At 58.3% G+C, this 22,588-nt stretch carries 20 protein-coding genes; 13 read left to right on the forward strand and 7 right to left on the reverse strand.

Features of this window, described 5'->3' with window-relative positions; genetic code table 11:
* The first annotated feature begins 35 nt into the window (after positions 1-35).
* The 11 genes from FAES_RS13430 (at position 36) to FAES_RS13480 (ending at position 12,774) form a co-directional block, all read left to right on the forward strand.
* A complete protein-coding gene (locus FAES_RS13430) occupies positions 36-1,490 on the forward strand; it encodes a DUF3500 domain-containing protein (RefSeq protein WP_015331764.1) in 1,455 nt (484 codons plus the stop codon).
* An 87-nt stretch (positions 1,491-1,577) separates the two neighbouring features.
* A complete protein-coding gene (locus tag FAES_RS13435; RefSeq protein ID WP_015331765.1) occupies positions 1,578-2,684 on the forward strand; it encodes a DUF3500 domain-containing protein in 1,107 nt (368 codons plus the stop codon).
* Between the two features lie 78 nt (positions 2,685-2,762).
* Entirely contained in the window at positions 2,763-4,034 is a 1,272-nt protein-coding gene (locus FAES_RS13440; RefSeq protein WP_229364475.1) for a HupE/UreJ family protein, read from the forward strand.
* Positions 4,035-4,117: 83 nt separating this feature from the next.
* Positions 4,118-4,918 carry an FHA domain-containing protein gene (locus FAES_RS13445; protein WP_015331767.1) on the forward strand — a complete coding sequence of 267 codons (801 nt, stop codon included), beginning with the start codon at positions 4,118-4,120 and terminating at the stop codon, positions 4,916-4,918.
* 68 nt (positions 4,919-4,986) lie between these two features.
* Positions 4,987-5,895, forward strand: a complete 909-nt coding sequence (locus FAES_RS13450; protein ID WP_015331768.1) for a hypothetical protein — start codon at positions 4,987-4,989, stop codon at positions 5,893-5,895.
* Entirely contained in the window at positions 5,882-6,490 is a 609-nt protein-coding gene (locus FAES_RS13455; RefSeq protein ID WP_229364476.1) for an FHA domain-containing protein, read from the forward strand. The genes FAES_RS13450 and FAES_RS13455 overlap by 14 nt, the downstream gene beginning before the upstream one ends.
* On the forward strand, positions 6,487-7,311 hold the full coding sequence (locus FAES_RS13460; RefSeq protein ID WP_229364477.1) for a PP2C family protein-serine/threonine phosphatase: 825 nt from the start codon (positions 6,487-6,489) through the stop codon (positions 7,309-7,311). The genes FAES_RS13455 and FAES_RS13460 overlap by 4 nt, the downstream gene beginning before the upstream one ends.
* Positions 7,298-8,095: a caspase family protein gene (locus FAES_RS13465; RefSeq protein ID WP_015331770.1), complete on the forward strand. Its 798-nt coding sequence runs from the start codon at positions 7,298-7,300 to the stop codon at positions 8,093-8,095. Before FAES_RS13460 ends, FAES_RS13465 begins: the two co-directional genes overlap by 14 nt.
* A gap of 34 nt (positions 8,096-8,129) precedes the next feature.
* Positions 8,130-10,010, forward strand: a complete 1,881-nt coding sequence (locus FAES_RS13470; protein ID WP_015331771.1) for a serine/threonine-protein kinase — start codon at positions 8,130-8,132, stop codon at positions 10,008-10,010.
* 9 nt (positions 10,011-10,019) lie between these two features.
* Entirely contained in the window at positions 10,020-11,030 is a 1,011-nt protein-coding gene (locus FAES_RS13475; protein WP_015331772.1) for a hypothetical protein, read from the forward strand.
* 46 nt (positions 11,031-11,076) lie between these two features.
* Complete coding sequence (locus FAES_RS13480; RefSeq protein WP_229364478.1) at positions 11,077-12,774, forward strand: LamG-like jellyroll fold domain-containing protein; 1,698 nt, start codon at positions 11,077-11,079, stop codon at positions 12,772-12,774.
* A 7-nt stretch (positions 12,775-12,781) separates the two neighbouring features.
* Here FAES_RS13480 and FAES_RS13485 read toward each other — a convergent pair whose 3' ends face one another.
* Together FAES_RS13485 and FAES_RS13490 are read right to left on the reverse strand one after the other, a co-directional pair.
* Entirely contained in the window at positions 12,782-13,834 is a 1,053-nt protein-coding gene (locus FAES_RS13485) for an asparaginase (RefSeq protein ID WP_015331774.1), read from the reverse strand.
* 39 nt (positions 13,835-13,873) lie between these two features.
* Positions 13,874-14,311, reverse strand: a complete 438-nt coding sequence (locus FAES_RS13490; protein ID WP_015331775.1) for an NUDIX hydrolase — start codon at positions 14,309-14,311, stop codon at positions 13,874-13,876.
* Positions 14,312-14,524: 213 nt separating this feature from the next.
* Here FAES_RS13490 and FAES_RS13495 point away from each other — a divergent pair, with 213 nt between their 5' ends.
* Positions 14,525-15,235, forward strand: a complete 711-nt coding sequence (locus FAES_RS13495) for a ThuA domain-containing protein (RefSeq protein ID WP_015331777.1) — start codon at positions 14,525-14,527, stop codon at positions 15,233-15,235.
* A 78-nt stretch (positions 15,236-15,313) separates the two neighbouring features.
* On the opposite strand, the gene FAES_RS13500 is transcribed toward FAES_RS13495, so the two are convergent.
* The 4 genes from FAES_RS13500 to FAES_RS13515 all read right to left on the reverse strand — a co-directional run bounded on the left by FAES_RS13500 (position 15,314) and on the right by FAES_RS13515 (position 18,864).
* Positions 15,314-15,955 carry an inorganic pyrophosphatase gene (locus FAES_RS13500; protein WP_015331778.1) on the reverse strand — a complete coding sequence of 214 codons (642 nt, stop codon included), beginning with the start codon at positions 15,953-15,955 and terminating at the stop codon, positions 15,314-15,316.
* Between the two features lie 174 nt (positions 15,956-16,129).
* A complete protein-coding gene (locus FAES_RS13505; RefSeq protein ID WP_015331779.1) occupies positions 16,130-17,104 on the reverse strand; it encodes a glycosyltransferase family 2 protein in 975 nt (324 codons plus the stop codon).
* A gap of 121 nt (positions 17,105-17,225) precedes the next feature.
* Positions 17,226-17,969, reverse strand: a complete 744-nt coding sequence (locus tag FAES_RS13510) for a tRNA1(Val) (adenine(37)-N6)-methyltransferase (RefSeq protein WP_015331780.1) — start codon at positions 17,967-17,969, stop codon at positions 17,226-17,228.
* Between the two features lie 97 nt (positions 17,970-18,066).
* A complete protein-coding gene (locus FAES_RS13515; protein WP_015331781.1) occupies positions 18,067-18,864 on the reverse strand; it encodes a hypothetical protein in 798 nt (265 codons plus the stop codon).
* A gap of 138 nt (positions 18,865-19,002) precedes the next feature.
* Here FAES_RS13515 and FAES_RS13520 point away from each other — a divergent pair, with 138 nt between their 5' ends.
* Positions 19,003-19,182, forward strand: a complete 180-nt coding sequence (locus FAES_RS13520) for a hypothetical protein (RefSeq protein WP_015331782.1) — start codon at positions 19,003-19,005, stop codon at positions 19,180-19,182.
* A gap of 2 nt (positions 19,183-19,184) precedes the next feature.
* Here the strand turns inward: FAES_RS13520 and FAES_RS13525 are convergent, their stop codons facing one another.
* Positions 19,185-22,565 (reverse strand): methylmalonyl-CoA mutase family protein, encoded by a 3,381-nt coding sequence (locus FAES_RS13525; protein ID WP_015331783.1) that lies wholly within the window; start codon positions 22,563-22,565, stop codon positions 19,185-19,187.
* Positions 22,566-22,588 lie beyond the last annotated feature (23 nt).

Raw genomic sequence — 22,588 nt, forward strand, 5'->3', positions numbered from 1 at the left:
AGCAGCGTAATTGGACACATAAAACCCCCTACGCTATGACGATCACCTTCCCTGTGAAACCGCTGCTGCTGGCCAGCCTGCTGGTTGGCTTTGTTGGCTTTGACGCCTGCAAGCAGGACACCACCACGACCGTTGCGCCTACCTCGGCTACTGTTTCGGCCCTGAACTGCGGGTCTGCTACGTTCTCAACCACCGCCGTCAGCGGCGCGGCCTATACGGGCACTGTCACCGTGCCGTACACGGGTGGAAACGGTATTGCCTATACGGCGGGCACCGCCATTGCTTCGACGGGCGTGACGGGGCTCAATGCCACGCTTCAGGCAGGTACGTTAACGAGCAGCAGCGGCAACCTGACGTACAGTGTCAGCGGTACGCCGTCGGGGGCGGGAACGGCTACGTTTGCGCTCACCTTCGGCGGACAGACCTGTAACCTGCCCCTGACGGTCAGTTCTCCCAGTTCGGGTACTACGTCGGGCACGGCATCGTCTACTATTACGGCGGTGATGGCGGTAACGACGAGCGCCAACACCAGTTGCGCCAGTGCGACCGGCCTGGCCAAAATTATCTGCCTGACGGAGGCGTTCAAAGCGACCTTGAGCAGCACGCAGTTGGCCGCCACGCAGCTTAGCTACAGCAAAGCCAACGCCCAAAAATGGTCGAATCTGCCCGCCTCACTGTCGAGCCGCATTGGTATTAACCTGGGAGCGTTAAACGCTACTCAGCTAGCGGCTGCCCGCGATTTGCTGGTGGCGCTACTGGCATTGGGAGGAACCAATGAAAGCTACGACGAAATGCTGGGCAACCTGGTGGCCGACGATTACCTGGCGACTGCTGGTGGTGGCTCAGGCTACGGAGCGGGTAATTATTACCTGTCAATTCTGGGAACGCCCAGCGCCACGGGCCTGTGGTCAATCCTGTTTACGGGGCACCATTACACCCAGCCCTACACCTTCAATGCAGGGCAGCTAACCGGCGTCACGCCCGCTTTCCGGGGGGTAGAACCCGCCTCTGTCGTGACGTCGGGTACCCGCAGTTACCAGCCGTTCGAACAGGAGCGGTTGGCCTTTGCGGCGATGCTGACAGCGCTGAGCAGCACAGAGCAAACCACCGCCAAGCTGTCAACGACGTTTTCAGACCTGGTGCTGGGGCCGGGGAAAGACGCGCAGTTTCCGGCCACGAGAGTGGGCCTTCAGGTGGGTACGTTGAGCGCCGACAAACAGGCCTTGGTGCTAAACGCCATCAAACTGTACGTCAACGATCTGGAACCGGCCACGGCGGCGACTATCCTGACGAAATATACCTCGGAGCTGGCCAATACCTACATCGCTTATTCGGGTACGACCGGCGTGGCGACCCAAAATGATTACGTGCGAATTGACGGACCTAATGTCTGGATTGAATTCTCGTATCAGGGGGGCGTGATCATCCGCAACACGCCGCACCCGCACTCGGTCTGGCGCGACCGCACGGGCGATTACGGCGGTAATTAGCCTGATTGACCGGTGCATGACGTCGGCGATACGAATGTCATGCACCGGCCCCTAACTCAGTTTGTAGAGTACATTTCTTCATAAAATATGGCAGCATTAACCAAGGCCGGCAGTGGCCTGTTCATTGTAACGGCGCTGGCGCTGGGGTGTAAATCAACAGAGAGTTCAACGGTTACGCCCGGGGCTTCGTCGGCCATCACGGCGGCGCTGGCTACCACCAGCAGTACAAACACCAGCTGCGCTTCGTCGACTGGTGTGGCGAAAGTGGTCTGTTTGACCGAGGCGTTCAAAGCGACCTTGAGCAGTAGCCAGCTGTCGACCGTGCAGCTCAGCTACAGTAAAGCTAATGCCCAGAAATGGTCGAACCTCCCTGCCTCGTTATCCGGCCGGATTGGTATCCGACTCGATGCGCTCAGCGATACGCAATTGGCTGCTTTTCGCAATCTGATGGTGGCTGTGCTGGCGGTGAGCAACCCGGAAGAAGGGTACGACGAGATGCTGGGTAACCTGGTGGCCGACGATTACCTCGGTAGTATTGGCGGGGGCTCCGGCTACGGGGCGGGCAATTTCTACCTGTCAATTCTGGGAACGCCCAGTGCCACGGGCCTGTGGTCTATCTTGTTTACAGGGCACCATTACACCCAACCCTACACCTTCAATGCAGGGCAGCTAACCGGCGTCACGCCCGCCTTCCGGGCGGTAGAACCGTCGACGGCAGTGTCGGCCAACAGCCGCACGTATCAGCCCATCGAGCAGGAACGACAGGCCTTTGCGGCCTTATTAACAGCTCTGAGCAGTAGCGAGCAGGCTACGGCCAAGCTGTCGACGACGTTCTCCGATGTGGTGCTGGGACCGGGCAAAGATGGACAATTCCCATCCGCGAAAGTCGGCGTGCGCGTGGGTACGTTGAGTACCGACAAACAGGCGCTGGTACTGAACGCCATCAAACTGTACGTCAACGACCTGGAACCGGCCACGGCGGCGACGGTGCTGGCCAAATACACCGCTGAACTGGCTAACACGTATATCGCTTTCACGGGCAACACGAACGTAACGGCCCAAAACGATTACATTCGGATCGACGGTCCGAGTGTCTGGATCGAGTTTTCGTACCAGGGGGGCGTGATCGTTCGTAACGCTCCGCACCCGCACTCGGTCTGGCGTGACCGCACGGGCGATTACGGCGGTAATTAAGACAAGGACCACGGTATGATGAATGGCGGACAAGCGCTAATAAGGCGTGTGATGGGCCTGATCCGATTAGCCTTGTGCATGGTTCCTTGGGTATTGGGTCTGCTGGGTCAATCGGTTACGGCCCATCCCATGCCCAATTCGGTGGTGCTGCTCAATGTGCACGCTGACCGCATCCGCGCGGAGCTACAGATTCCATTGAGCGAACTGCAACCGGCGTTTGGACGAGCTGTGAACGATTCGGCCAGTCAACTGATCGACGCACTGAGCCCTCAACTGCGGGCGTACCTGGTTCGCCACATCCGGCCCCAAAGCCCCAACGGGCGCTTCTGGACCGTAACGGTGGGTACGTTGTCGATGCAGGAGACGCAGAACCCCATCAACGGCACCTACCGCGAACTGATTGCACAGGTGCAGATGGTGCCCCCACCCGGTGCCGACGTGCGGCAATTCAGTTTTCAGTACGATGCCGTGCTGCATCAGGTCGTCACGCATAAAATTCTAGTATCGGTGCGGCAAGATTGGGAGCGGGGGCAAGTGGCGGAGCAGGAACCCGCTCAGGTGGGCGTTATCGAACTGGATATCGTCAACAATCGCATTTTGCCGCTACCCGTCAAGCTGGAGGGCGGTAGCGTCTGGACAGGCTTCCGAAGTATGATCGCGCTGGGTGTTGACCACATTGCCGATGGGACCGATCACCTGCTGTTTCTGCTGGTGTTGCTGCTCCCCGCGCCGCTTCTGCGGGCCGAAAACCGCTGGGGACGCTTTGGGGGTATACGTTACAGCCTCACCCGGCTGCTCTGGATCGTGACCGCCTTCACGGTGGGGCATTCCATCACGCTGCTACTAGGGGCGTTGGGGTGGGTACGGTTACCGTCGCAGCCCATCGAAGTGCTCATCGCCGTGTCGATTCTGGTTTCGGCCCTGCACGCCTTTCGCCCGCTCTTTCCAGGCCGAGAAACCTGGGTAGCGGCGGGTTTCGGTCTGGTGCACGGGTTAGCTTTCGCCACGACACTCACCGATCTTTCGCTCGATGCCGGGCGTATGGTATTGAGTATCTTGGGCTTTAACCTGGGTATCGAACTGATGCAACTGATCGTAATCGCGCTGACGATCCCGTGGTTGATGCTGCTGAGCCAAACGCCAGTCTATGGCTGGGTACGTCGTGGCGGCGCGTTGTTGGCCGCGGTGGCCGCAACCGCCTGGCTGGTGGAGCGCATCACGCAGCACCCAAACGGCGTGACTAGGCTGGTTGAACGGGTGGTGATCTACGCACCGTATGGACTGGCTGTCTTGGCCGGTATGGCTCTATTGCTGACCTATCAGACTCGGCAGCAAAGGCAGCGAGCCTAGCGGTTAAGCACAGCATAGGGCGTCGGTATGTGTCCGTTTACTGGTAAATTGTCGTAAGTTGCTTGCCGAATGACCCCTGGGCCATGACGTACTCAACCAGACCCACAGACTCTATTGAAGCGGCCATCGAGGCGCTGAGCCAATTGCCGCGCTATTCGATCGGCCGCACCGTTGGGAACACCATCGTGGTGCCCAACGCCCGCGTTAGCAGTCAGCACGCTACGCTGATCCGTTGCTCCGACCAACTCTATGTGCTGGAAGATCTGGCCAGCAAACATGGCACCTTCGTCAACGACACGCGCATTACCCGCAAACTGGTTGGGCCGGACGATACCCTCCGCTTTGCCGACAGTCCTTTTTCCCTGGCTGACCTGCTGCAACAAGTGCCGACGCCGGGTCCGGTACAGGTGGGCCGCTCTACGCTGGTGCCCCAAACGTCGCCATCGTGGTCGGCCGGGGCGGCAACGTACCCAGCCGACCACGATGCGCTTGACTTTCGGGCGGCGTTTGCTGAACTGAAAGCTGTTTTTGACCAATACCCCAAACTGCGGCGCGACTGCCGAAACCGCGATAAAATGATCCGCACGGGCAGCGTCATTGTCTCGTCGGTGGTGGGTGTGAGTGCCGTGCTGGCCTCGGGTGGGGCGTTGGCGGGCTTCGGGTTGTTGCAGGTGCTATCGGGTGCCGGGTTAAGCATGCTCATTCCGACACTCTGCTCTACGTTGCTTTCGACCGACGAAAAGCTCGAACTGATCGACAAGACGTATCGTGAGCGTTACCGCTGCCCCAACCCAACCTGCCGCGATCCGTTTGGTATGCGCGAATGGGAACAGCTGGCTCAACAGAAAAGCTGTCGTCGTTGCAAGGCCATCTGGGCCGACTAAGCCGCCCCGCCCGACCCCTTACCTTTCGGGCTAACTAACGATACACGGCAACGCTTACTCCTTTATTCATGGACCAGGACTCTACCTATCTACAATGGCCGGGCGACCCGGCAATGACCAGTAGCACCTCGGATGGGGTTCGGCGGCGCGTTGGTATTTCGGCGGCAGCTTTGCTACTGGGCGGCGGCGCGGCTTTGGGCCTGATTCCGCGCGCTGGCCAGTCGCCCCAACCACCGGCTACCCCGACTGGTGAGGCGGCCTCGTTGCCCCCCAGTGCCGCCGTGGCTACCACTGTCGATGATTCGATGCCGTTCGGGGAAGCGTTTGCGGCGGCGCGAGCCGAGGTTGGCCCTGGCGGCGTCTTCCGCTGGCACGGACAGGCCTACAACACGTTCTGGCAGGAAGAATGGGCCGATCTGTCGCTGGCGCAACGGCAGGAATACGCCGAACAGGTGCTCAACACGGAACTACCCGTTCGGCAGATCGCGGCAGCTGACGACTGGAACGTACCGGGCCAAACCGTTGCGACAATGGGCAAACCAACCGTGATTGAAGGGTATGTAGCTGGTCGCCGGGTGATGGGAGTCGACGATGACAACGACGGCACAATCGACGCGCTCGTGATTGCGGGCGAGGATGGCACCACTTACAAAGTGGTGGATCGGACCGGCGATGCGGGCCTGGATACCTTATACGAGTACGACACCGTGGCTGGCGAATACCAATTGCTCCACGCGCTGCCAACCCCCACGGTGCTTACCAACGGGCAATTGAGTGCCAATCTCGAGGAAGCCATGTCGAGGCAGGTCATCAACGATCTGCTAGCCGACAAACTCCCCTCAGCTGCCCACCTCCAGCCGGCTGTCCACGTCAACGTGCCCCACGACGCCCATGACGACGACGTCGATGACTCCTACATCAACAATGGCGATGTCGACGACATGGACGACCCGCCACATGACCATGACTCTGAGTAAGATCAGCCTGATGAATTGCCAGCACTGTGGTCGAAAGATCATGCTGCGTCCGGCCGATCTGGAACGGGGCTTCATCGTTTGTTCGCACCTGAACTGCGGTGCTACCAACCAACTCACACCAACGACCGAATACGACCCCCAACTGGCCATTGATCTGCCCGAACACGGCCACCTGACGTACCTGAACGACCCGACGGTAGTGCTTCGGCTGAAGTTGGGCCTCAACGTGCTGGGTACCAGCGACTCATGCAGCGCCCGCGTGGCACGGTACCTGCACCGGGGACGTTGCTACATCAGTCGGCGCCATTGTTCAATTACCGTCGCTTTTGACCAGTGGACCGGTACGTTGCGGTACCAGCTTCAGGATGGAGCTGCCGACCCGGCGGCTGGACCGACTACGCATAAGCCCAGCCTGAACGGCACCCTGCTCAATGGACAGCTGTTGCGGCCGGCTGAGATGATCGACGTGAATGATGGCGGCCTGATTTCACTCGGCGGGGCCGATTCATTCCAACTATCACACGCCAAAATTGATCCTATCCTTCGCGAAACGTACCGAATCGATTCTGACTTTAACGCCGACCTGACGCAGTGAACTACACGCTCCAGCCTCCCTGCGGGTTTTCGATGATCGGCGGCCGCCCGACGAATCAGGATGCGCTATGGCCGCCGGTGGGTCAGGCCAACTCCGCCACTCGTCTGTTTGTCCTATGCGATGGCATGGGCGGCGCTGATCGGGGCGAGGTAGCGAGCCGGTTGCTGACCGAAGCGGTAGCGCATTACGTTGCGGCCTGGAACAACCCGGTTCTAGACAGCGTACACCTGCAATCGGCCATTGATATGGCCTACGAGGCGTATGCCTTTTTCATGAATCAGCATCCAACTATCAACCGAATGGGGGCCACACTGGCAATCCTCCAGTTGCACGAGCGCGGGGCATCGCTGGCGCACATGGGCGATAGTCGCGTCTACTGGCTGCGCAACGGGCAGGTTCTCTTTCGGACCATGGATCATAAACGCGTCAACGAATTGGTCGAAACCGGCGTGCTGACAGCCCAACAGGCCCGGAACCACCCGTGGCGCAATCGCCTGAGCCGCGCCGTGCTCATGCACCGCGACCCGGCGGGCCTGCATCGGTCGGCGGCGCAGCCAGACCTGCTGCTGATCGACGACCTACAGCCGGGCGATTACTTCTTTCTGTGCACGGATGGCGTATTGGAGCACCTCGACGATGAAACCATAGCCGCTATCCTGGCAACCGACGATACCGACCCTGTAAAGCTGGATACGCTGCTGGCAGCCTGTAACCAACGTACCCAAGATAACTATTCGGCCTATCTGGTTCGGCTCGAAACCGTCGAATCTGACGTGGTGTCACTCACAAAACCTACACCGGTAGCCAATGAAAAAGCCTAACCACATACACGCGTGGCTGCTTGGCCTTGGCCTATGCCTGGGGTTGCAATCGGTATGGGCGCAGGGCCAGACGTACGCCGTCGTTGTGGGTATCGCCGACTACAAAGCCCTGACGTACCAGACTGGCGATCTTCGCTACGCCGATCAGGATGCCCGGCGGGTCGCGGCGTTTCTGGCCAGTCGGGGAGGGGGGCAGGTAGCACCGGCCCGGTTGCGGCTGCTGACCAACCAACAGGCAACGGGGGCCGGCATCCGGTCGGCAATGAAACTGTTTACCCAGGCCAAACCAACGGACCGGATTGTCCTGTATTTCTCGGGGCATGGTCTGACCGATAGCTTTGTGCCCTACGACGTGCGCCCCGACGACCCCGCGTCGCTGTTGACCTACGCCGACATCAAGGCGGCCTTTCGGGCGTCGGCTGCCGGCGTAAAGCTATGCATCGCCGACGCCTGCCTGTCGGGCAACCTGACGCGGCCCGTCCAGCCCACAGCGCAGTCGGCAAAAGCGACGCGAATGACCGCGTCTGGCACGAATGTAGCGATGCTGCTTGCCAGCCGATCTACCCAAATGGCCGTCGAGGATAAGCAGTTGCTGGCGGGTACATTTACATACTTTTTATTGAAAGGATTACAGGGGGAAGCGAATAGTGATAGGGATAATGTACTGACTATTAAGGAGTTACACGATTACGTAGTGCCCCGCGTTAGAAAGTTATCCAAAGGGAAGCAATCGCCGGTTTTTTATGGACGGTTTTCCGATACATTGCCATTAGCGTATTTTTGAGGATTGGTATACAAATAACTTGTACACTGAGGGCATGACTCCACACATCGATACGTTCGCCGACTTCAAACGCCGATACCCCATTCGGCCCGCCGACCCGGCCACCTGGCTGGGTAGCGGCTCATATGGGCGAGTCGTTAAAGTCGAGGATCAGGTCGAGACCGAGTGGGTCGCTATTAAAATCAGTGAATTCAAAGGCGAAGACAGCCAATCCCTGCGGGCGGAGGTTGAACTGGCCCAACGCATCCCCCGGCACACCAACATTGCCCGTTACGATCGTTGCTACCGCTTCGAAACCGATGCCAGCGTAAGCGATTTCGCGGTGATGAAGTATTACCGCGATGGCAATCTGGCCAATCTACTGAAGCATCAGAAGCTGACTGCCACTGAGGTGTATGACCTCACGAAAGGCATCTTGCTGGGGCTGCAACACCTGCACCGTCAGCGCATCGTACACCGTGATTTCAAGCCCGCCAACATCCTCATCTCCCGCGATAACCAGGGGCGGCTGGTGCCTAAAATTGCGGATTTTGGCCTTAGCAAGCTGGTCAATGGGGAGGCCGCGCTCGATCAGTCTGATTTTGACCTCAGCGATGGTCGCGGTACCCCGTCTTACAAAGCACCCGAGCAAATCGAAGGCGGCCGGGTGAGTTACAACCTCGATCTGTGGGCGTTCGGCGTGGTGCTCTACGAAATGCTGGTGGGCGAGAAACCCTTCGGTGCCGATCGCCCCGCCGACAGTGAGCAACGGGCGCGCCGTACCGTCGAGCAGAAGATCATGGCCGCGCGCCTGCCGGCCAAGGTGGAGCAGGTAGCTGAACCATACCGCACCATCATCAAACGGTGCCTGGTGCGCGATCTCTACCAGCGGGTCCGTCGGGCTGATGAACTGCTGGCGTTGCTCGATGGCGTGGCCAACGAACAGCCGAGCGAGTCGGTACCAGTGCCGGGCAACGTACCTGAGCGCGCGCCAGACGAGCCGACCGACCTGTTTAAGGAGGAGCAAACCGATCTGTTCGGCCAGACCGAACCGACTGACCTTCGCACGGAGCTGGCCGTTGAGCCAACCGAACACATCGCAGACACTGCTGCTATCCCCCCGCGGGCGAACGTACCTGAAGCGAAACCAACCCAGCGCCAGGGTCGGCGGAACACGTGGCGAATGGCATTGCCGGCGGCGTTGCTGCTGGCTGGGCTTGGTATCTATTTGTACGTAGCCCGCAATCGCAGTCTGGCTACGCCTAATCAGAAAGCGACCAACGGCTCTAATCTGGTCGATACTCGGTCGGGCGGCGCCAACGAGCCGATTGCCCTGCTGACAACGATGGCCTCGGCCAGCACGGCCGCCTCATCGCCAAACACGGTGGTCGATCAGTTGTTGCAACAGGCCCGTACGGCTTTTTACCGCGAGCAGTACCCGCAGGCCGTGCTATTGGCCGATAAAGGCTTGCACGAGGCGCCACAGCGGCAGGAACTGATTCGGCTGAAATCGCTGGCTCTGGAACGTCTCGCCGCCAGGCCAACGGCAACTGCTCCGGCCAGGCCAACGCCCGCTACGGCGGCTACAGCCAACAGCCAGGCACCTGCACTGGATAGCCATGAAACCCTGCTGGCCGCGCAACAGGCGCAGCGCAACTACGACCAGCTCATCGAGCGCGGTACCAGCGCCATCACCAACGGAAACCGGAAAGCCGAAGCGATCACGGCCTTTTCAGAAGCACGCGCGCTGGCCGATAAGTACAAGCTAAACACCGAGCGCGGTCACGAACGATATATGTTTTACATGGAAAAAGGCGACCGGATTTTTGACCGCGACGAACGGGAGGGCGCCCTTTTATGGTATCAGGTGGCGCAATCCATTGAGAACACAGCGGAACTAAAAGCCAGGATCAAAAAATGCTCTCAGTTGCAGTAAGTGACCACTATGCTCTTTTTTCTACGTCAATACAGTCTGTTTTTCGCGCTGCTGGTAGCCTGGCCTCAGTTGGCCACAGCCGCCGTGCCCGTTGCGCATACCAGGGGTAGTGGTGGCTACATAGATGAGGAGTATGACGCCTACCGGCGGAAGGGCGACGCCTTTTTTAAAGCAGGTCGCTACAGCGAGGCTCGTCAGCAATACCAGAACTGTCTGGAAGTGCCCGGTTTCGAGAATGACGAGTACGCCAAAGGGCGCATCGAAGTAACGACCCGCTGCCTGGCACTGCTGCAACAGGCCGACGACGCCCTGCAAAATCAGAATGATACGCTCGTTGTACAAACGCTGCAACAGGTGTTGGCCCTGAATCCAGCTGACGAACTACTGATAAGCCGAATCACCGAGCATTACGAACTGGAAGGCAATACCCTGTTTGCTGCCGACCGGTTAATGGAGGCGCGTACGTACTATGTGCGCGCGGCTGGGTACGCCAAACAAGTTCGTAATCGGTTGAAAATGAGTACGCTAGAAACCCAGATTCGGGCTATCGATATTCGCTTGGAGCAACTCGAAAACGAACGGGAAGTCTTCTTGCGGGCCTCGCCCCGTAAACTTCCCAAAACGATTCCGGCCGTGCCGGTGAAAAGTCGGGTTGACCCAACGAAGCCACTACTGAAGATCAGCCTCGCTGTCCTAACCGCCGGGTCGGGTTTATTGGCGTATAGCCTGCGGCGTGATTTTGAAGACAAGAAAGAGGTTGTGGAGCGACTAGGCGCCGAGCTCGACCCGGATAACAAAGGGATCAAGCCCGATCAGTTTCCTGCGTATCGTGAGGCTGCCGAACAAGTCCGAAAGGCGTATGAGCAGCAGGGTCTTTACCGGATTTGCCTGGGTGTCGCTACCGCAGCTATCCTGGGCGAGGCCTACCTGTTTCTGCACAAACCGCAGCCCCGCCCGACCAGTTTTTTCTGGCGGCCGTCGGCTACCAGTTATGGTTTAACGATCGGCTATCGATTCTGACTGTCATGTGCTAAATTTACCGTCAGTTACGTTTGATTGCCTTATGATGCGCCGTCACCCTATCTTCAACGCTGCCTTCTGCCTATTGATGGCCTGTGCCTGGCTTTGGGGATGCGGCGCCTGGGAACTGCCGCCGCTGAAAACGCAGCGTATTTGCGAGAAACCAGGTGCGAAACTCATCGTCGACGCCAATCAGCTTCAGGTAAAATTATCGCTGGGTGAAACCCACGACATCGACAGTGTGCGCTGGGATTTCGGCGACGGAACCACCCAGAAGACCAACGCACAGATGAGCGTGTCACGTACCTACTCGGTTCCCAATACGTATACGGTCAACGCGATCCTGATCAACACCTGTGGCGACCAGATTCCGCTTTCGCAGGTGGTTAAGGTAACCAACGTGGTGAAACCCTCCATTGTAACGCTGGAAGACCCGGATTTTTTGTATACAACAGCCCGTGTGCGCGTTCAACTGGTTAGTACCGGCAATGCGGCCATCACCCGTTATGGCGTTTGCTGGTCGGCTACGAACCCGTCTCCGAGTATCGAAAACGGGGATAGCAGTACGGTCGGCTCCGTACCGACCCCGGCCGTCAATACCCCAATCACGGTGCCGCTGACTCGTTTGCAGGCCAATACCACCTATTGGTTTCGGGCGTTTGCCATGAACGCCGAAGGGCAGATCGGCTACGGCCTGACGCTCGATCGCCGCACCAACCGGTACCCTGAGTTTGCCATTGCCGACGTAAGCTGCACCGCCGATTGCTTTACGACAGCGCATATCAATTGGCGAACAACCGACCCTGGCTTTCCACCGGTCACGCAATATGGGCTGGCTTATTCACTCACCAATAGCCTCCCCGAGGTAACTACCGGCCCATTTGTAGAGGCAGGCGGCCCTAACGTACCCATTGATCTGTCGGGGCTGCTAACTGGCCGGTCCTACTACATGCGGCTCTACGCCCGGACTACGGCAGGGGTTTATTACGCACCGGGACCGGCAGTAGTCTATCAAACCCAAAGCGCGCTCAACCGGAACCTGGTACTTGATCTGCCGTTCTTTGATCCACAATTCAATGCCCCCTCGCTCAATGATCAGAGTGGGAATAACAACGACGGCACCCAGAAAAATGGGTTTCCCCTCTACACAACCGACCGGAAGGAGTTAGCCCAGCACGCGCTCCGGTTGCAGGGACGCCCCAACGACTATTGCTACGTGGCCGATGCACCCTCACTTCGCCCGGATGCCCCGTTGTCCATCAGTATGTGGTTTCAGGTGGGCACCCCCGCGGATACCATGGCGCTGTTCAGTAAAGCACGGTTTGCCGACGGATCCGGTGAGCAATACAGCTGCCTGCTGACCAACCCGGATTCGCCGACTGAACGCGCCATTAGTGTCTTTCTCAGGCCGGGGACGAATTGCCCGCGAGGGGAGTCCGCCAGAACCATATCAGCTGTGTATAAGGTCCCACCTTTTGCCTACAAAGGCTGGAACCACTTGGTGATGACCTTTGGCAACTCGGCTGGAAGTGTAGTCGTAACGCTCTACCTGAATGGCGAAAAGCTAAACATATATACCTATAGTGTGGCCGAGTTGCTGGCCAACGACTGCCAGTTCGGCGAACTGAAATTCGGCGCATGCAACGCCCGGACGGCCTATTATTTCAACGGCGCACTTGACGACATCCGGCTCTATCGGCGCGAACTGAGCGACTCGGAAGCAAAGGAACTGGCCAGTCAATAGGCTTCCATTAACTGCTCAACTCGCCGCGTAACGAAACGCCCAACTGCTGAGCAACCGTGCCGGGGTACGGAAATTGCCCCAGCAGTACCATCAGTTTTGTAATGGCGGCTTCGGTGGTCATATCGGCTCCGCTGACCACGCCAATCTGTTGTAAGCGCGTACTGGTTTGGTATTGCCCCTGCGTAACGCGGCCCCCTTCGCACTGCGACACGTTTACGATCACCACGCCCCGGCCAATGGTTTCGCTGAGGGCTTCGGCAAACCAGGGGTCTGTGGGGGCATTGCCCGCCCCAAAGGTTTCCAGCACAATACCGCGCAAACCCGGAATCGACAAAATCGCCTTGACGACGGCGGGGGTTATGCCGGGAAACAACTTCAGAATGGCCACCCGATCGTCGACTGCCGTTTGTATACCAAAGGGCTGACCAACGGCCTGCCGGGCAATGAAGGGCCGGTTATATTCGATACGTACCCCAGCCATCGCCAGATGCGGGTAATTTTCGGAATGGAAGGCGTTGAAATGAACGCTCTCCTGCTTCTTGGCCCGATTACCCCGCAGCAGCAACGAGTTGAAATAGAGGCAGACTTCGGGCACCACCGGGCGGCCATCCTGCCGGTCGGCGGCAATTTCGAGCGCCGTGAGCAGGTTTTCGCGGGCGTCGGTGCGCGCCACGCCGATCGGCAACTGAGCGCCCGTCAGAATCACCGGCTTACCCAGGTTTTCAAACATAAAGCTCAGCGCCGAGGCCGTGTAGGCCATCGTGTCGGTGCCGTGCAGGATGACGAAACTATCGAAGGCGTCGTAGTGGTCGTAGATAAGCTGCGCCAGACGTACCCAGACCGCCGGTTTCATATCCGACGAGTCGAGAATGGGCTCCAGCGTAATCAGGCTGATGTCGAAATCAAGGCGCTGAATTTCAGGCACCCGGTCAATCACCTGACTAAAGTCGAAGGGCATCAGTTGACCCGATTGCCGGTCGTAGACCATGCCGAGCGTACCGCCCGTGTAGATAACCAGCACCGACCCGGCCGGGTTAGGTGTTTTATTGAGTTGAAGCATGAAGTGTGTAAACCAGCCAGAGGCAGGCGGGCAACGAATTTAGAAAAAGGGCTGGTCGATATAGCCCAGATAGGCCGTGGGCAACAGCGCCGCGTGATAGTCGAGGATGGCCTCGCCCACGTTGGGATATAGATTCAGATCGGGCAGCGTATCGAGTGGCTGCCAGACAATGGCGCGGGCCGTGGTGTGTTCGGGGTTCAGGGCCGGATCGCCACCAAGCCAATCGCCCATGAACACGCAGTGTAGCACATCTTCGCGCCGCCCACCATTGTTGACGACCCCACAAAACAGCAGTTGCGATACCTGAATGCTAATGCCCAACTCTTCCTCCAACTCACGCTCGAGGGTCGCTTCCAGGTCTTCACCAGGGTCGGGGTTACCGCCGGGCAGCGCAAAAACGTCGGTGTCGCCGTAGCGGTAATGCATTAACAAAACGGAATCATTTTGGCGCAGAACAACAGCGGGACGAACTTTCATACGGTGAACGACTTCGTGGAAAACCAGACGTATCGGTGGCTGGCACCCATCACATGTCTCGGTACAGTAAGCTACAAATAAATTGGAATTTAGCCAAGGAAATGGCCAATATGGCCGAAAAAGTGCTTGGTGAGGAAATCCGAGGCAGCGGGGAAGTATGTAGTTTCATCGCTGGCCTTTTTGTGGAAATCATCTTGTAGATAGCAAGCTACCATGCGTCGTCTTTTTTGTACTGTTGGCCTATTGGCCGTTGCTTTCTGTGCTCAGGCGCAGGACGCGCTATTGATATTTTCCAAAACCAAAGGCTACCGCCACGCATCGATCGGGGCGGGCAAGCGCGCGATTATGAAGCTGGGTAGCGAGAACGGTTTCCGGACCGACACCACCGAAGATGCTTCGCAGTTCACGCTCGCCAACCTGAAGCGCTACAAAGCCGTGGTGTGGCTGTCGACCACCGGCGACGTGCTCGATTCACTGCAACAGCAAGCCTTTCAGCAATATATTCGGCAGGGGGGCGGCTACATTGGCGTTCATGCCGCTGCTGATACCGAATACGGCTGGCCGTGGTACAATCAGCTCTGCGGGGCCTACTTCCTGAGCCACCCCAAACAGCAGAATGCCGACGTGGTAGTGGTCAACAAAAAGCACCCCTCGACGAAAATGCTGCCTGATCGCTGGAAGCGGTTCGACGAGTGGTACAGCTACAAAAACATCGTTGAAGGCCCAACAGTGCTGGCCACGCTCGACGAAACCACCTACGAAGGCGGCAAGAACGGAGCCAACCACCCCATTGCCTGGTATCGTACGTTCGACGGGGGGCGCTCATTCTACACTGGTGGCGGCCACACCGACGAATCGTACACCGAACCCCTCTTCCTGCAACACCTCCTCGGCGGCATCCGCTGGACGATGGGGAAAAAATAAAGAGTGAACGAGCGAATGAGTGAAAGAGCGTTGACTGTAACAAACCACTCTTTCACTCATTCGCTCGTTCACTCTTTATTAAAGTGCCTTATAATCTTCGATCGCGGTGCGGATTACCTCGTGGGCTTCTTCGCGGCCGTAGATGCTGGCCAGTTCCATTACCGTGGGCTGGTCGGGCAGGTTTTTGTAGGTCAGGAAGTAGTGTTGCAGGCGGTCGATGATGCCGTCGGGCAGTTCGCTCAGGTCATTGAACGCTTCATACATGGCATCGCCTTTCAGCACGGCAATGATCTTGTCATCGGCCTCGCCTTTGTCGATCAGGCGGAAACCACCGATGGGGCGGGCCTGCAACAGAATGTCGCCGTGGGTGATGGTATATTCAGTCAGTACGCAGATGTCGAGCGGATCGCCGTCGCCTTCTTCGATGGTGCGGCCGGTTTTGTCGGAAGCCAGCTTGGCAATGCCATCGCCGCAGTAGGTCTGCGGGATGAAGCCGTACAGCGACGGAACGATGTTAGAATATTTCTGCGGACGATCGATTTTAAGGTAGCCGGTCTGCTTGTCGATTTCGTATTTGACCGTATCTGAAGGTACAATTTCAATGAACGCCGTCAGCAGGTCGGGGGCCGCGTCGCCGGGGGTAATGCCGTGCCAGGGATGCGCTTTCGACTGCGCCTTAACGGTGGTTTCGATTTCTTTGGTTGAGAATTCCGCTTGCATAATTGCTACTTGATAAAATTGTCTTATTCCGTGAAAGGGAAGGGCCTTAAAAACAATGTATCCCGGCAACCAGAACCCGTTAAGTGCTTCTTGCTGAAGCGGGTTATGATTGCCGGGATGGCCTGCGCGGCACGACTACCCGATTGATAACACAAAGATAAGACGAACCGGCAGCTAAACCGTCACTGTATCCGAGAAACCTATTTTTCGGGCAATTTGATACTCAGCGGTCCGGTTGGATGCCTGCCGGATATAGAGTTCCGCCAGGAAGCCCGCCAGGAAGAGTTGCACCCCTAAAACAATGGCGATCAGGGCGACATAAAACAGCGGATTATCGGTAGCATTCCGGTACCGCAGCCCCTGCGAAATATTGTACAATTTCTGGCCGACGATAACGACCGTACTGACCAGACCCAGGAAAAACGACAACGTACCCAGCCCCCCAAAGAAGTGCATAGGCCGCTTGCTGAATTTGTGGACGAAGGCAATCACCAGCATGTCGAGGAAGCCGTTGATGAAGCGCTCCAGCCCAAACTTGGTGCTGCCATATTTGCGGGCGCGGTGTTGAACCACCTTCTCGCCGATGCGGGTGTAGCCGTTCCAGTTCGCTACGATCGGGATGTTGCGGTGCATGTCGCCGTACAGGTTCAGCGATTTGACCACTTCCTGCCGGTAGGCTTTCAGGCCACAGTTGAAATCGTGGAGCTTGACGCCCGAAATCCAGCGGGCTACGCCATTGAACAGTTTGGTGGGCAGCGTTTTGGTAATAGGGTCGTAGCGTTTCTGCTTCCAGCCCGACACCAGATCGTAGCCCTGCTCGGTAATCATCCGGTACAACTCAGGAATCTCGTCGGGCGAGTCCTGCAAGTCGGCATCCATCGTGATCACCACGCGGCCCCGTGCGGCCTGAAAACCCACCTGTAAGGCGGCGGTTTTGCCCATATTTCGCGCAAACCGAATCGCCCGAACGTTCGGGTTGACTGACGCCAGCCGCTCGATCACGTCCCACGAGCGATCGGTGCTGCCATCGTCTATAAACAAGATTTCGTAGGTATAGGCCTGTTCCGTCACGACCCGAACAATCCAGTCGTGCAGTTCGGGCAGCGACTCGTCTTCGTTGAAGAGCGGAATCAATAAGGTGAGTTGCATTAGAAGCTTCGCTTTACTACACAGTGAACAATGCGCACTGTACAATGGTGCGTTTGGGCGAGGTAGGTACGTTACAGGCGCGAAACTACTGTGAAGGGGGGCATTCTGTACGATATGCCGTTCAAAAAATAAGGTAGTACGGCTGGAGTAGCGCCCGGAACTGGGCCGTGTAGGTCCGTCCGTCGGGTTCGTAAATGGCGAGGATCGCAGGGTTGACGGGGCCAGGTACGTTGCCGGACGAATCGGTAAACCGGAACCCCACCAGCTGCCGGAAAACGGGTTTCTGATCGTGATGGCGCAGGTGTAGTTCCGTGACGGGCACCAGGGTGGGCGAACCTGCGGCTGCCAATTGGCGCAACACGGCCATCTCGGGCGGGGGCAGCAATACCCACCACGTACCCGTGGGTGCCAGCAACCGCCGCACGGCCACCAGCAAATCGGCAAACGGTAGCTCGTCGGTATGCAGGGCGCGATTAACGGCCTTATCAGGCGAGCGCAACGAGTTGACGTAGAAGGGTGGATTAGTCAGGATGTGGTCGTATCGAAGGGGAGAAGGGCTGACCGCGGAAGGGGGATAAAACTGCTGGATGGCCGATTGATGCACGGTAATGCGGTCGGCAAACGGGCTGGCAGCTACGTTGTCGGCCGCCTGTTGGGCGGCGGCCTCGTCCAGTTCCACGGCGTCGATTTGGGCATTCGGGTTGCGCTGAGCGGCCATGAGCGCCAGCAGCCCCGTGCCTGTTCCAATGTCGAGCAGGTACGTTCCCGCCTCGATCTGCGCCCACGCTCCCAGCACACAGGCATCCGTACAGACTTTCATCGCCGTGCGATCCTGCTGAATCGTGAACTGCTTGAAGCGAAACATGGGGTAGGCTAGTGTTTGGCGTTGAACGTTTGATGGTGGCTCACGCGTTCTCGGCTTTCGCCGGCCAATATCAAACGTTAACTACTAACCATCAAACCTACTTGTTCTTCCGCTTATTGCGCCAGTACTTGAAATCGGAAGTAAGGTTTTCGAGGTAAAACGATGGTCCGATCGACAGGTATAGCCCCGAGTAATTGATGTTACTGTCGGGTACGTCGCGTTTCAGAATGAACCGGTAACCCGTGAGCACGTTGAAGCCAAACCAGTGGATGGGCCGAATACCGAACAGCACCGGAAACTGGTAGGACGCCGAGATGCCCACACCAGCCGGAATGAAAACGCCTCGCGCCACTTCCCCTTCGCGCGTTTGATCGCTGATGAGTTCGTAGCGGGAATGCCCATAGCCAATCTCGAGCGGCAGACTCACTTCGATGGCCTTTTTGCGGTAGAGATAGGGTTCGAAATAGAGCGTGGCAATCCGCAGATACCGTTTGACCGACTCCGACGTATTGGGCAGCAGCCCCGGCCGGTCGAGGGTTTGGTTTAAGAAGTAAAAGCCCGCTCCCGCCTTGAAGGCCGCCCGCAGGCCACCCGGCTCGTGTTGCTTACGGGTCGGATACAGGAAGCCCGCCCGGATGCCATATACGCTGACGGGTACCCGCTTGCCGTTGTCGTTGCGGGTGTCTTCGAAAAAGTAAAACCGCTGATCGGTCGAGGCCGTGAAGGTGAGGGACTTCGGCTTCTCGACGCGTAGATTGACCGTGTCGGGCGACTGACCCGCGTTGGTGGTCAGGTTGGTTGGTTTACGAATATTGACTTGCGTTTGGGCAAGGGTCGCTTTGTAACTACCCATCCAGACGATACAGAGTAAAACAAAGCGCCATAGACTGGTCATAATCGGTGAGAACAGAGATGTAGTGATGTGAACAGAACCAACCGACAGCGCAATGGTTTTAATGCCTAATTGAGTGGCGTCGACATGATAAAGCCGCTGTAGGGCGTTATTACGTTATCCCACAACGGCTTTATCAAGATGAAACGCTTTGTTCCGTACTGCCTGCTCGCCAGCCTGCTTTGCCTTTGGGGCTGCGGCCCTGTTTTCACCACGTCCGGCTCCCGGCCCAACTACCCGCACGACAACGGGAAACACAAAGGCTGGTATAAACACGGGCGGGGGCTGCCGCCGGGGCAAGCCAAAAAACGAGGCTGGTAACCCTACATATTCCGTCGGTATTGCCCGCCAACGGCATACAGCGCTGCGCTCATCTGGCCCAGCGAGCAAACTTTGGCGGCTTCCATGAGTGAGGCAAACAAATTACCGCCGGTCAGGGCCGTGTGCTGAAGCTGTTGCAGCGCTGTTTCGGCGTCGGCCCTGTGCCGTTCCTGAAAGGCTTTGACATTGTCGACCTGCGCGCGCTTTTCGTCGTCGGTGCTACGAATAACTTCGGCGGGCGTAATCGTGGGTGACCCGTTGGGGTCGAGGAACGTATTGACCCCGACGATGGGCAGTTGCCCGTTATGCTTCAGCATTTCGTAGTGCATCGACTCTTCCTGAATCTTGCTGCGCTGGTACATCCGCTCCATCGCACCCAACACGCCGCCTCGCTCGTTGATCGCCAGAAACTCCTGATACACGGCCTCTTCAACCAGATTAGTCAGCTCGTCAACGACAAACGAACCCTGCAACGGATTTTCGTTCTTGGTTAGCCCGAACTCCCGGTTGATCACCAGCTGAATGGCCATGGCCCGCCGCACCGACTCTTCGGTGGGGGTGGTGATGGCCTCGTCGTAGGCATTGGTGTGCAGCGAGTTGGTGTTGTCGTAGATCGCCAGCAGCGCCTGCAAGGTCGTGCGGATGTCGTTGAACGCGATTTCCTGCGCGTGGAGGCTCCGGCCTGAGGTCTGGATGTGGTATTTCAGCTTCTGGCTGCGATCGTTGGCCCCGTACTTGTGCTTCATCGCTTTGGCCCAGATGCGCCGCGCCACCCGGCCCAGCACCGTGTATTCCGGGTCCATGCCGTTCGAGAAAAAGAACGACAGGTTCGGGGCAAAATCGTCGATCCGCAGGCCCCGGCTCAGGTAGTACTCCACGAAGGTGAAGCCGTTGGACAGCGTAAACGCCAGCTGACTGATGGGGTTGGCGCCCGCTTCGGCAATGTGGTAGCCCGAAATGGAGACCGAATAGAAATTCTGTACCCGGTTTTGCGTGAAGTATTCCTGAATGTCGCCCATCATCCGGAGCGCAAACTCGGTCGAGAAAATGCAGGTGTTCTGGGCCTGATCTTCCTTCAGAATATCGGCCTGCACCGTGCCCCGCACTTTCCGTAGCGTATTGGCTTTGATCTGCTCGTACACCTCCGCCGGAATCACCCGGTCGCCCGACGTACCCAGCAGCGCCAGCCCCAGCCCGTTGTTGCCGTCGGGGAGGGGGCCGCTGTAGGTGGGTGCTTCGCGCGGGGGTTGCAGGGTGCCTTGCGTCGAAGGCTTACCCTGCTCGTTCAGCCATTTCTCTACCTGCTGATCAATGGCGGCGTTGAGGAAGAAGGCCAGCAGCATGGGGGCTGGTCCGTTGATGGTCATCGACACGCTGGTGGCGGGGTCGCAGAGATCGAAGCCAGAATAGAGTTTCTTGGCGTCGTCGAGGGTGCAGATGCTCACGCCCGAGTTGCCCACTTTCCCGAAAATGTCGGGGCGCAGGGCGGGGTCTTCGCCGTAGAGCGTGACCGAGTCGAACGCCGTACTGAGGCGTTTGGCGGGCATCCCTTTCGAGACGTAGTGGAACCGCCGGTTGGTGCGCTCGGGGCCGCCTTCGCCCGCAAACATGCGCGTGGGGTCTTCGCCGTCGCGCTTGAGCGGGAACACGCCCGCCGCATACGGAAACTCGCCGGGTACGTTCTCGGTCATCAGCCAGCGCAGCACGTCGCCCCAATCGGCGTATTTGGGCAGGGCCACCTTCGGGATGCGCAGGTGCGACAGCGTTTCGGTGTAGAGCGGTTGGCGGATGGTCTTGTCACGTACCTGAAACTCGTAGAAATCGGCTGTATAGCGCCGCTGCATTTCCGGCCACTGCGCCAGCAACTGTTTAGCGGTAGGGTGAAGCTGGGCGGCAATCTGGTCGTAGAACGGCCGTACATCTTCGATGCCCATCGCCAGCACACCGTCGAGCTGATACCATTTGCGGGCCAGCGCGACCTGCTGCTCCACGAAGGTGTCGTAGCGGCGGCTTTCTTCTACGATCTCCGCCAGGTAACGTACCCGATCGGGAGGGATGATGGCCTTCGGCGCAGAAGTGGTGGCCGAGCTACTCTGGGCGATACCTGGCTCCATGCCCAGCAGCGCGGCAGCACGCGCAAACAGGGCGTTCATCCCCACATCGTTAAACTGCGCGGCCATTGTACCCAGAATAGGCAGTTCCTCGTCGGGGGTATCCCAGTCGTTATGGTTACGGCGGTACTGCTTCCTGACGTCGCGGAGGGCATCGAGCGAGCCGCGTTTGTCGAACTTATTGATGGCAATCAGGTCAGCGAAATCGAGCATGTCGATCTTTTCCAGCTGCGTCGCCGCGCCATACTCGGCGGTCATTACGTACAGCGTCTTGTCGGCGTGTTCGGTGATTTCGGTGTCCGACTGCCCAATGCCCGACGTTTCTACGATAATGAGGTCGAAGCTGGCCGCTTTGCAGATGTCGATAGCCTGCTGAACGTGGCGGCTCAGGGCCAGGTTGGCCTGTCGGGTCGCCAGCGAGCGCATGTAGACGCGCCCGGCGCTCACGGCGGGGTTCAGCGTGTTCATCCGAATGCGGTCGCCCAGCAGGGCCCCACCCGTCTTGCGCTTCGACGGATCGACCGAAATGATCGCCATCGTTTTGTCGGGGTAGGTGCGCAGAAAACGTAGCACCAACTCATCGACCAGCGACGATTTACCCGCGCCGCCCGTGCCGGTGATGCCCAAAACGGGGGGAATCTGTGTGGCCGGGATGCCGTTGGCGCGGGGGTACCGTTGGCGCAGGGCTTGCAGGGTTTGCGGTGAGGGCGAGTTGCCGTTTTCGGCCTCTGTAATCAGCCGGGCAATGGTGGCAAATAAGTCGTCGTCCTGCTCCGCGCCCCTTGCCCCCTGCGCCACGCAGTGGCTCAACAGGTCGTCGATCATGCCTTGCAGGCCCATCGTGCGGCCATCGTCGGGGCTGTAGAGGCGCGTGATGCCGTAGGCGTGAAGCTCGTCGATTTCGCGGGGCAGAATGGTGCCGCCGCCGCCGCCAAAAATACGGATATGGCCCGCGCCGCGTTCGTGCAGCAGGTCATACATGTACTTAAAAAACTCGATGTGCCCCCCCTGATAGCTCGTGATGGCGATGCCCTGCGCGTCTTCCTGAATGGCGCAGTCGACAATCTCGGCCACCGACCGGTTGTGGCCCAGGTGAATCACCTCGGCACCCGATGCCTGCAACAGCCGCCGCATCAGGTTGATGGCGGCGTCGTGACCGTCGAAGAGCGAAGCCGCCGTAACGAGCCGGATTCGCCCCGATTGGACGGTGGGCGGCGTCGCCGTGGCCTGGCCCGATTGCGTGTCTGGTGTCTGTGTTGATGAAGTCGTCATATGGGTAAAGATAGGGGTGGTAG

The organism is Fibrella aestuarina BUZ 2 (assembly GCF_000331105.1).
Taxonomy (GTDB): Bacteria; Bacteroidota; Bacteroidia; order Cytophagales; family Spirosomataceae; genus Fibrella; species Fibrella aestuarina.

Coding starts and splice junctions, on each gene's coding strand:
- FAES_RS13430 (WP_015331764.1), top strand. CDS start 36: ATGACGATCACCTTCCCTGTGAAACCGCTGCTGCTGGCCAGCCTGCTG.
- FAES_RS13435 (WP_015331765.1), top strand. CDS start 1,578: ATGGCAGCATTAACCAAGGCCGGCAGTGGCCTGTTCATTGTAACGGCG.
- FAES_RS13440 (WP_229364475.1), top strand. CDS start 2,763: ATGGTTCCTTGGGTATTGGGTCTGCTGGGTCAATCGGTTACGGCCCAT.
- FAES_RS13445 (WP_015331767.1), top strand. CDS start 4,118: ATGACGTACTCAACCAGACCCACAGACTCTATTGAAGCGGCCATCGAG.
- FAES_RS13450 (WP_015331768.1), top strand. CDS start 4,987: ATGGACCAGGACTCTACCTATCTACAATGGCCGGGCGACCCGGCAATG.
- FAES_RS13455 (WP_229364476.1), top strand. CDS start 5,882: ATGACTCTGAGTAAGATCAGCCTGATGAATTGCCAGCACTGTGGTCGA.
- FAES_RS13465 (WP_015331770.1), top strand. CDS start 7,298: ATGAAAAAGCCTAACCACATACACGCGTGGCTGCTTGGCCTTGGCCTA.
- FAES_RS13470 (WP_015331771.1), top strand. CDS start 8,130: ATGACTCCACACATCGATACGTTCGCCGACTTCAAACGCCGATACCCC.
- FAES_RS13475 (WP_015331772.1), top strand. CDS start 10,020: ATGCTCTTTTTTCTACGTCAATACAGTCTGTTTTTCGCGCTGCTGGTA.
- FAES_RS13480 (WP_229364478.1), top strand. CDS start 11,077: ATGCGCCGTCACCCTATCTTCAACGCTGCCTTCTGCCTATTGATGGCC.
- FAES_RS13485 (WP_015331774.1), bottom strand. CDS start 13,834: ATGCTTCAACTCAATAAAACACCTAACCCGGCCGGGTCGGTGCTGGTT.
- FAES_RS13490 (WP_015331775.1), bottom strand. CDS start 14,311: ATGAAAGTTCGTCCCGCTGTTGTTCTGCGCCAAAATGATTCCGTTTTG.
- FAES_RS13495 (WP_015331777.1), top strand. CDS start 14,525: ATGCGTCGTCTTTTTTGTACTGTTGGCCTATTGGCCGTTGCTTTCTGT.
- FAES_RS13500 (WP_015331778.1), bottom strand. CDS start 15,955: ATGCAAGCGGAATTCTCAACCAAAGAAATCGAAACCACCGTTAAGGCG.
- FAES_RS13505 (WP_015331779.1), bottom strand. CDS start 17,104: ATGCAACTCACCTTATTGATTCCGCTCTTCAACGAAGACGAGTCGCTG.
- FAES_RS13510 (WP_015331780.1), bottom strand. CDS start 17,969: ATGTTTCGCTTCAAGCAGTTCACGATTCAGCAGGATCGCACGGCGATG.
- FAES_RS13515 (WP_015331781.1), bottom strand. CDS start 18,864: ATGACCAGTCTATGGCGCTTTGTTTTACTCTGTATCGTCTGGATGGGT.
- FAES_RS13520 (WP_015331782.1), top strand. CDS start 19,003: ATGAAACGCTTTGTTCCGTACTGCCTGCTCGCCAGCCTGCTTTGCCTT.
- FAES_RS13525 (WP_015331783.1), bottom strand. CDS start 22,565: ATGACGACTTCATCAACACAGACACCAGACACGCAATCGGGCCAGGCC.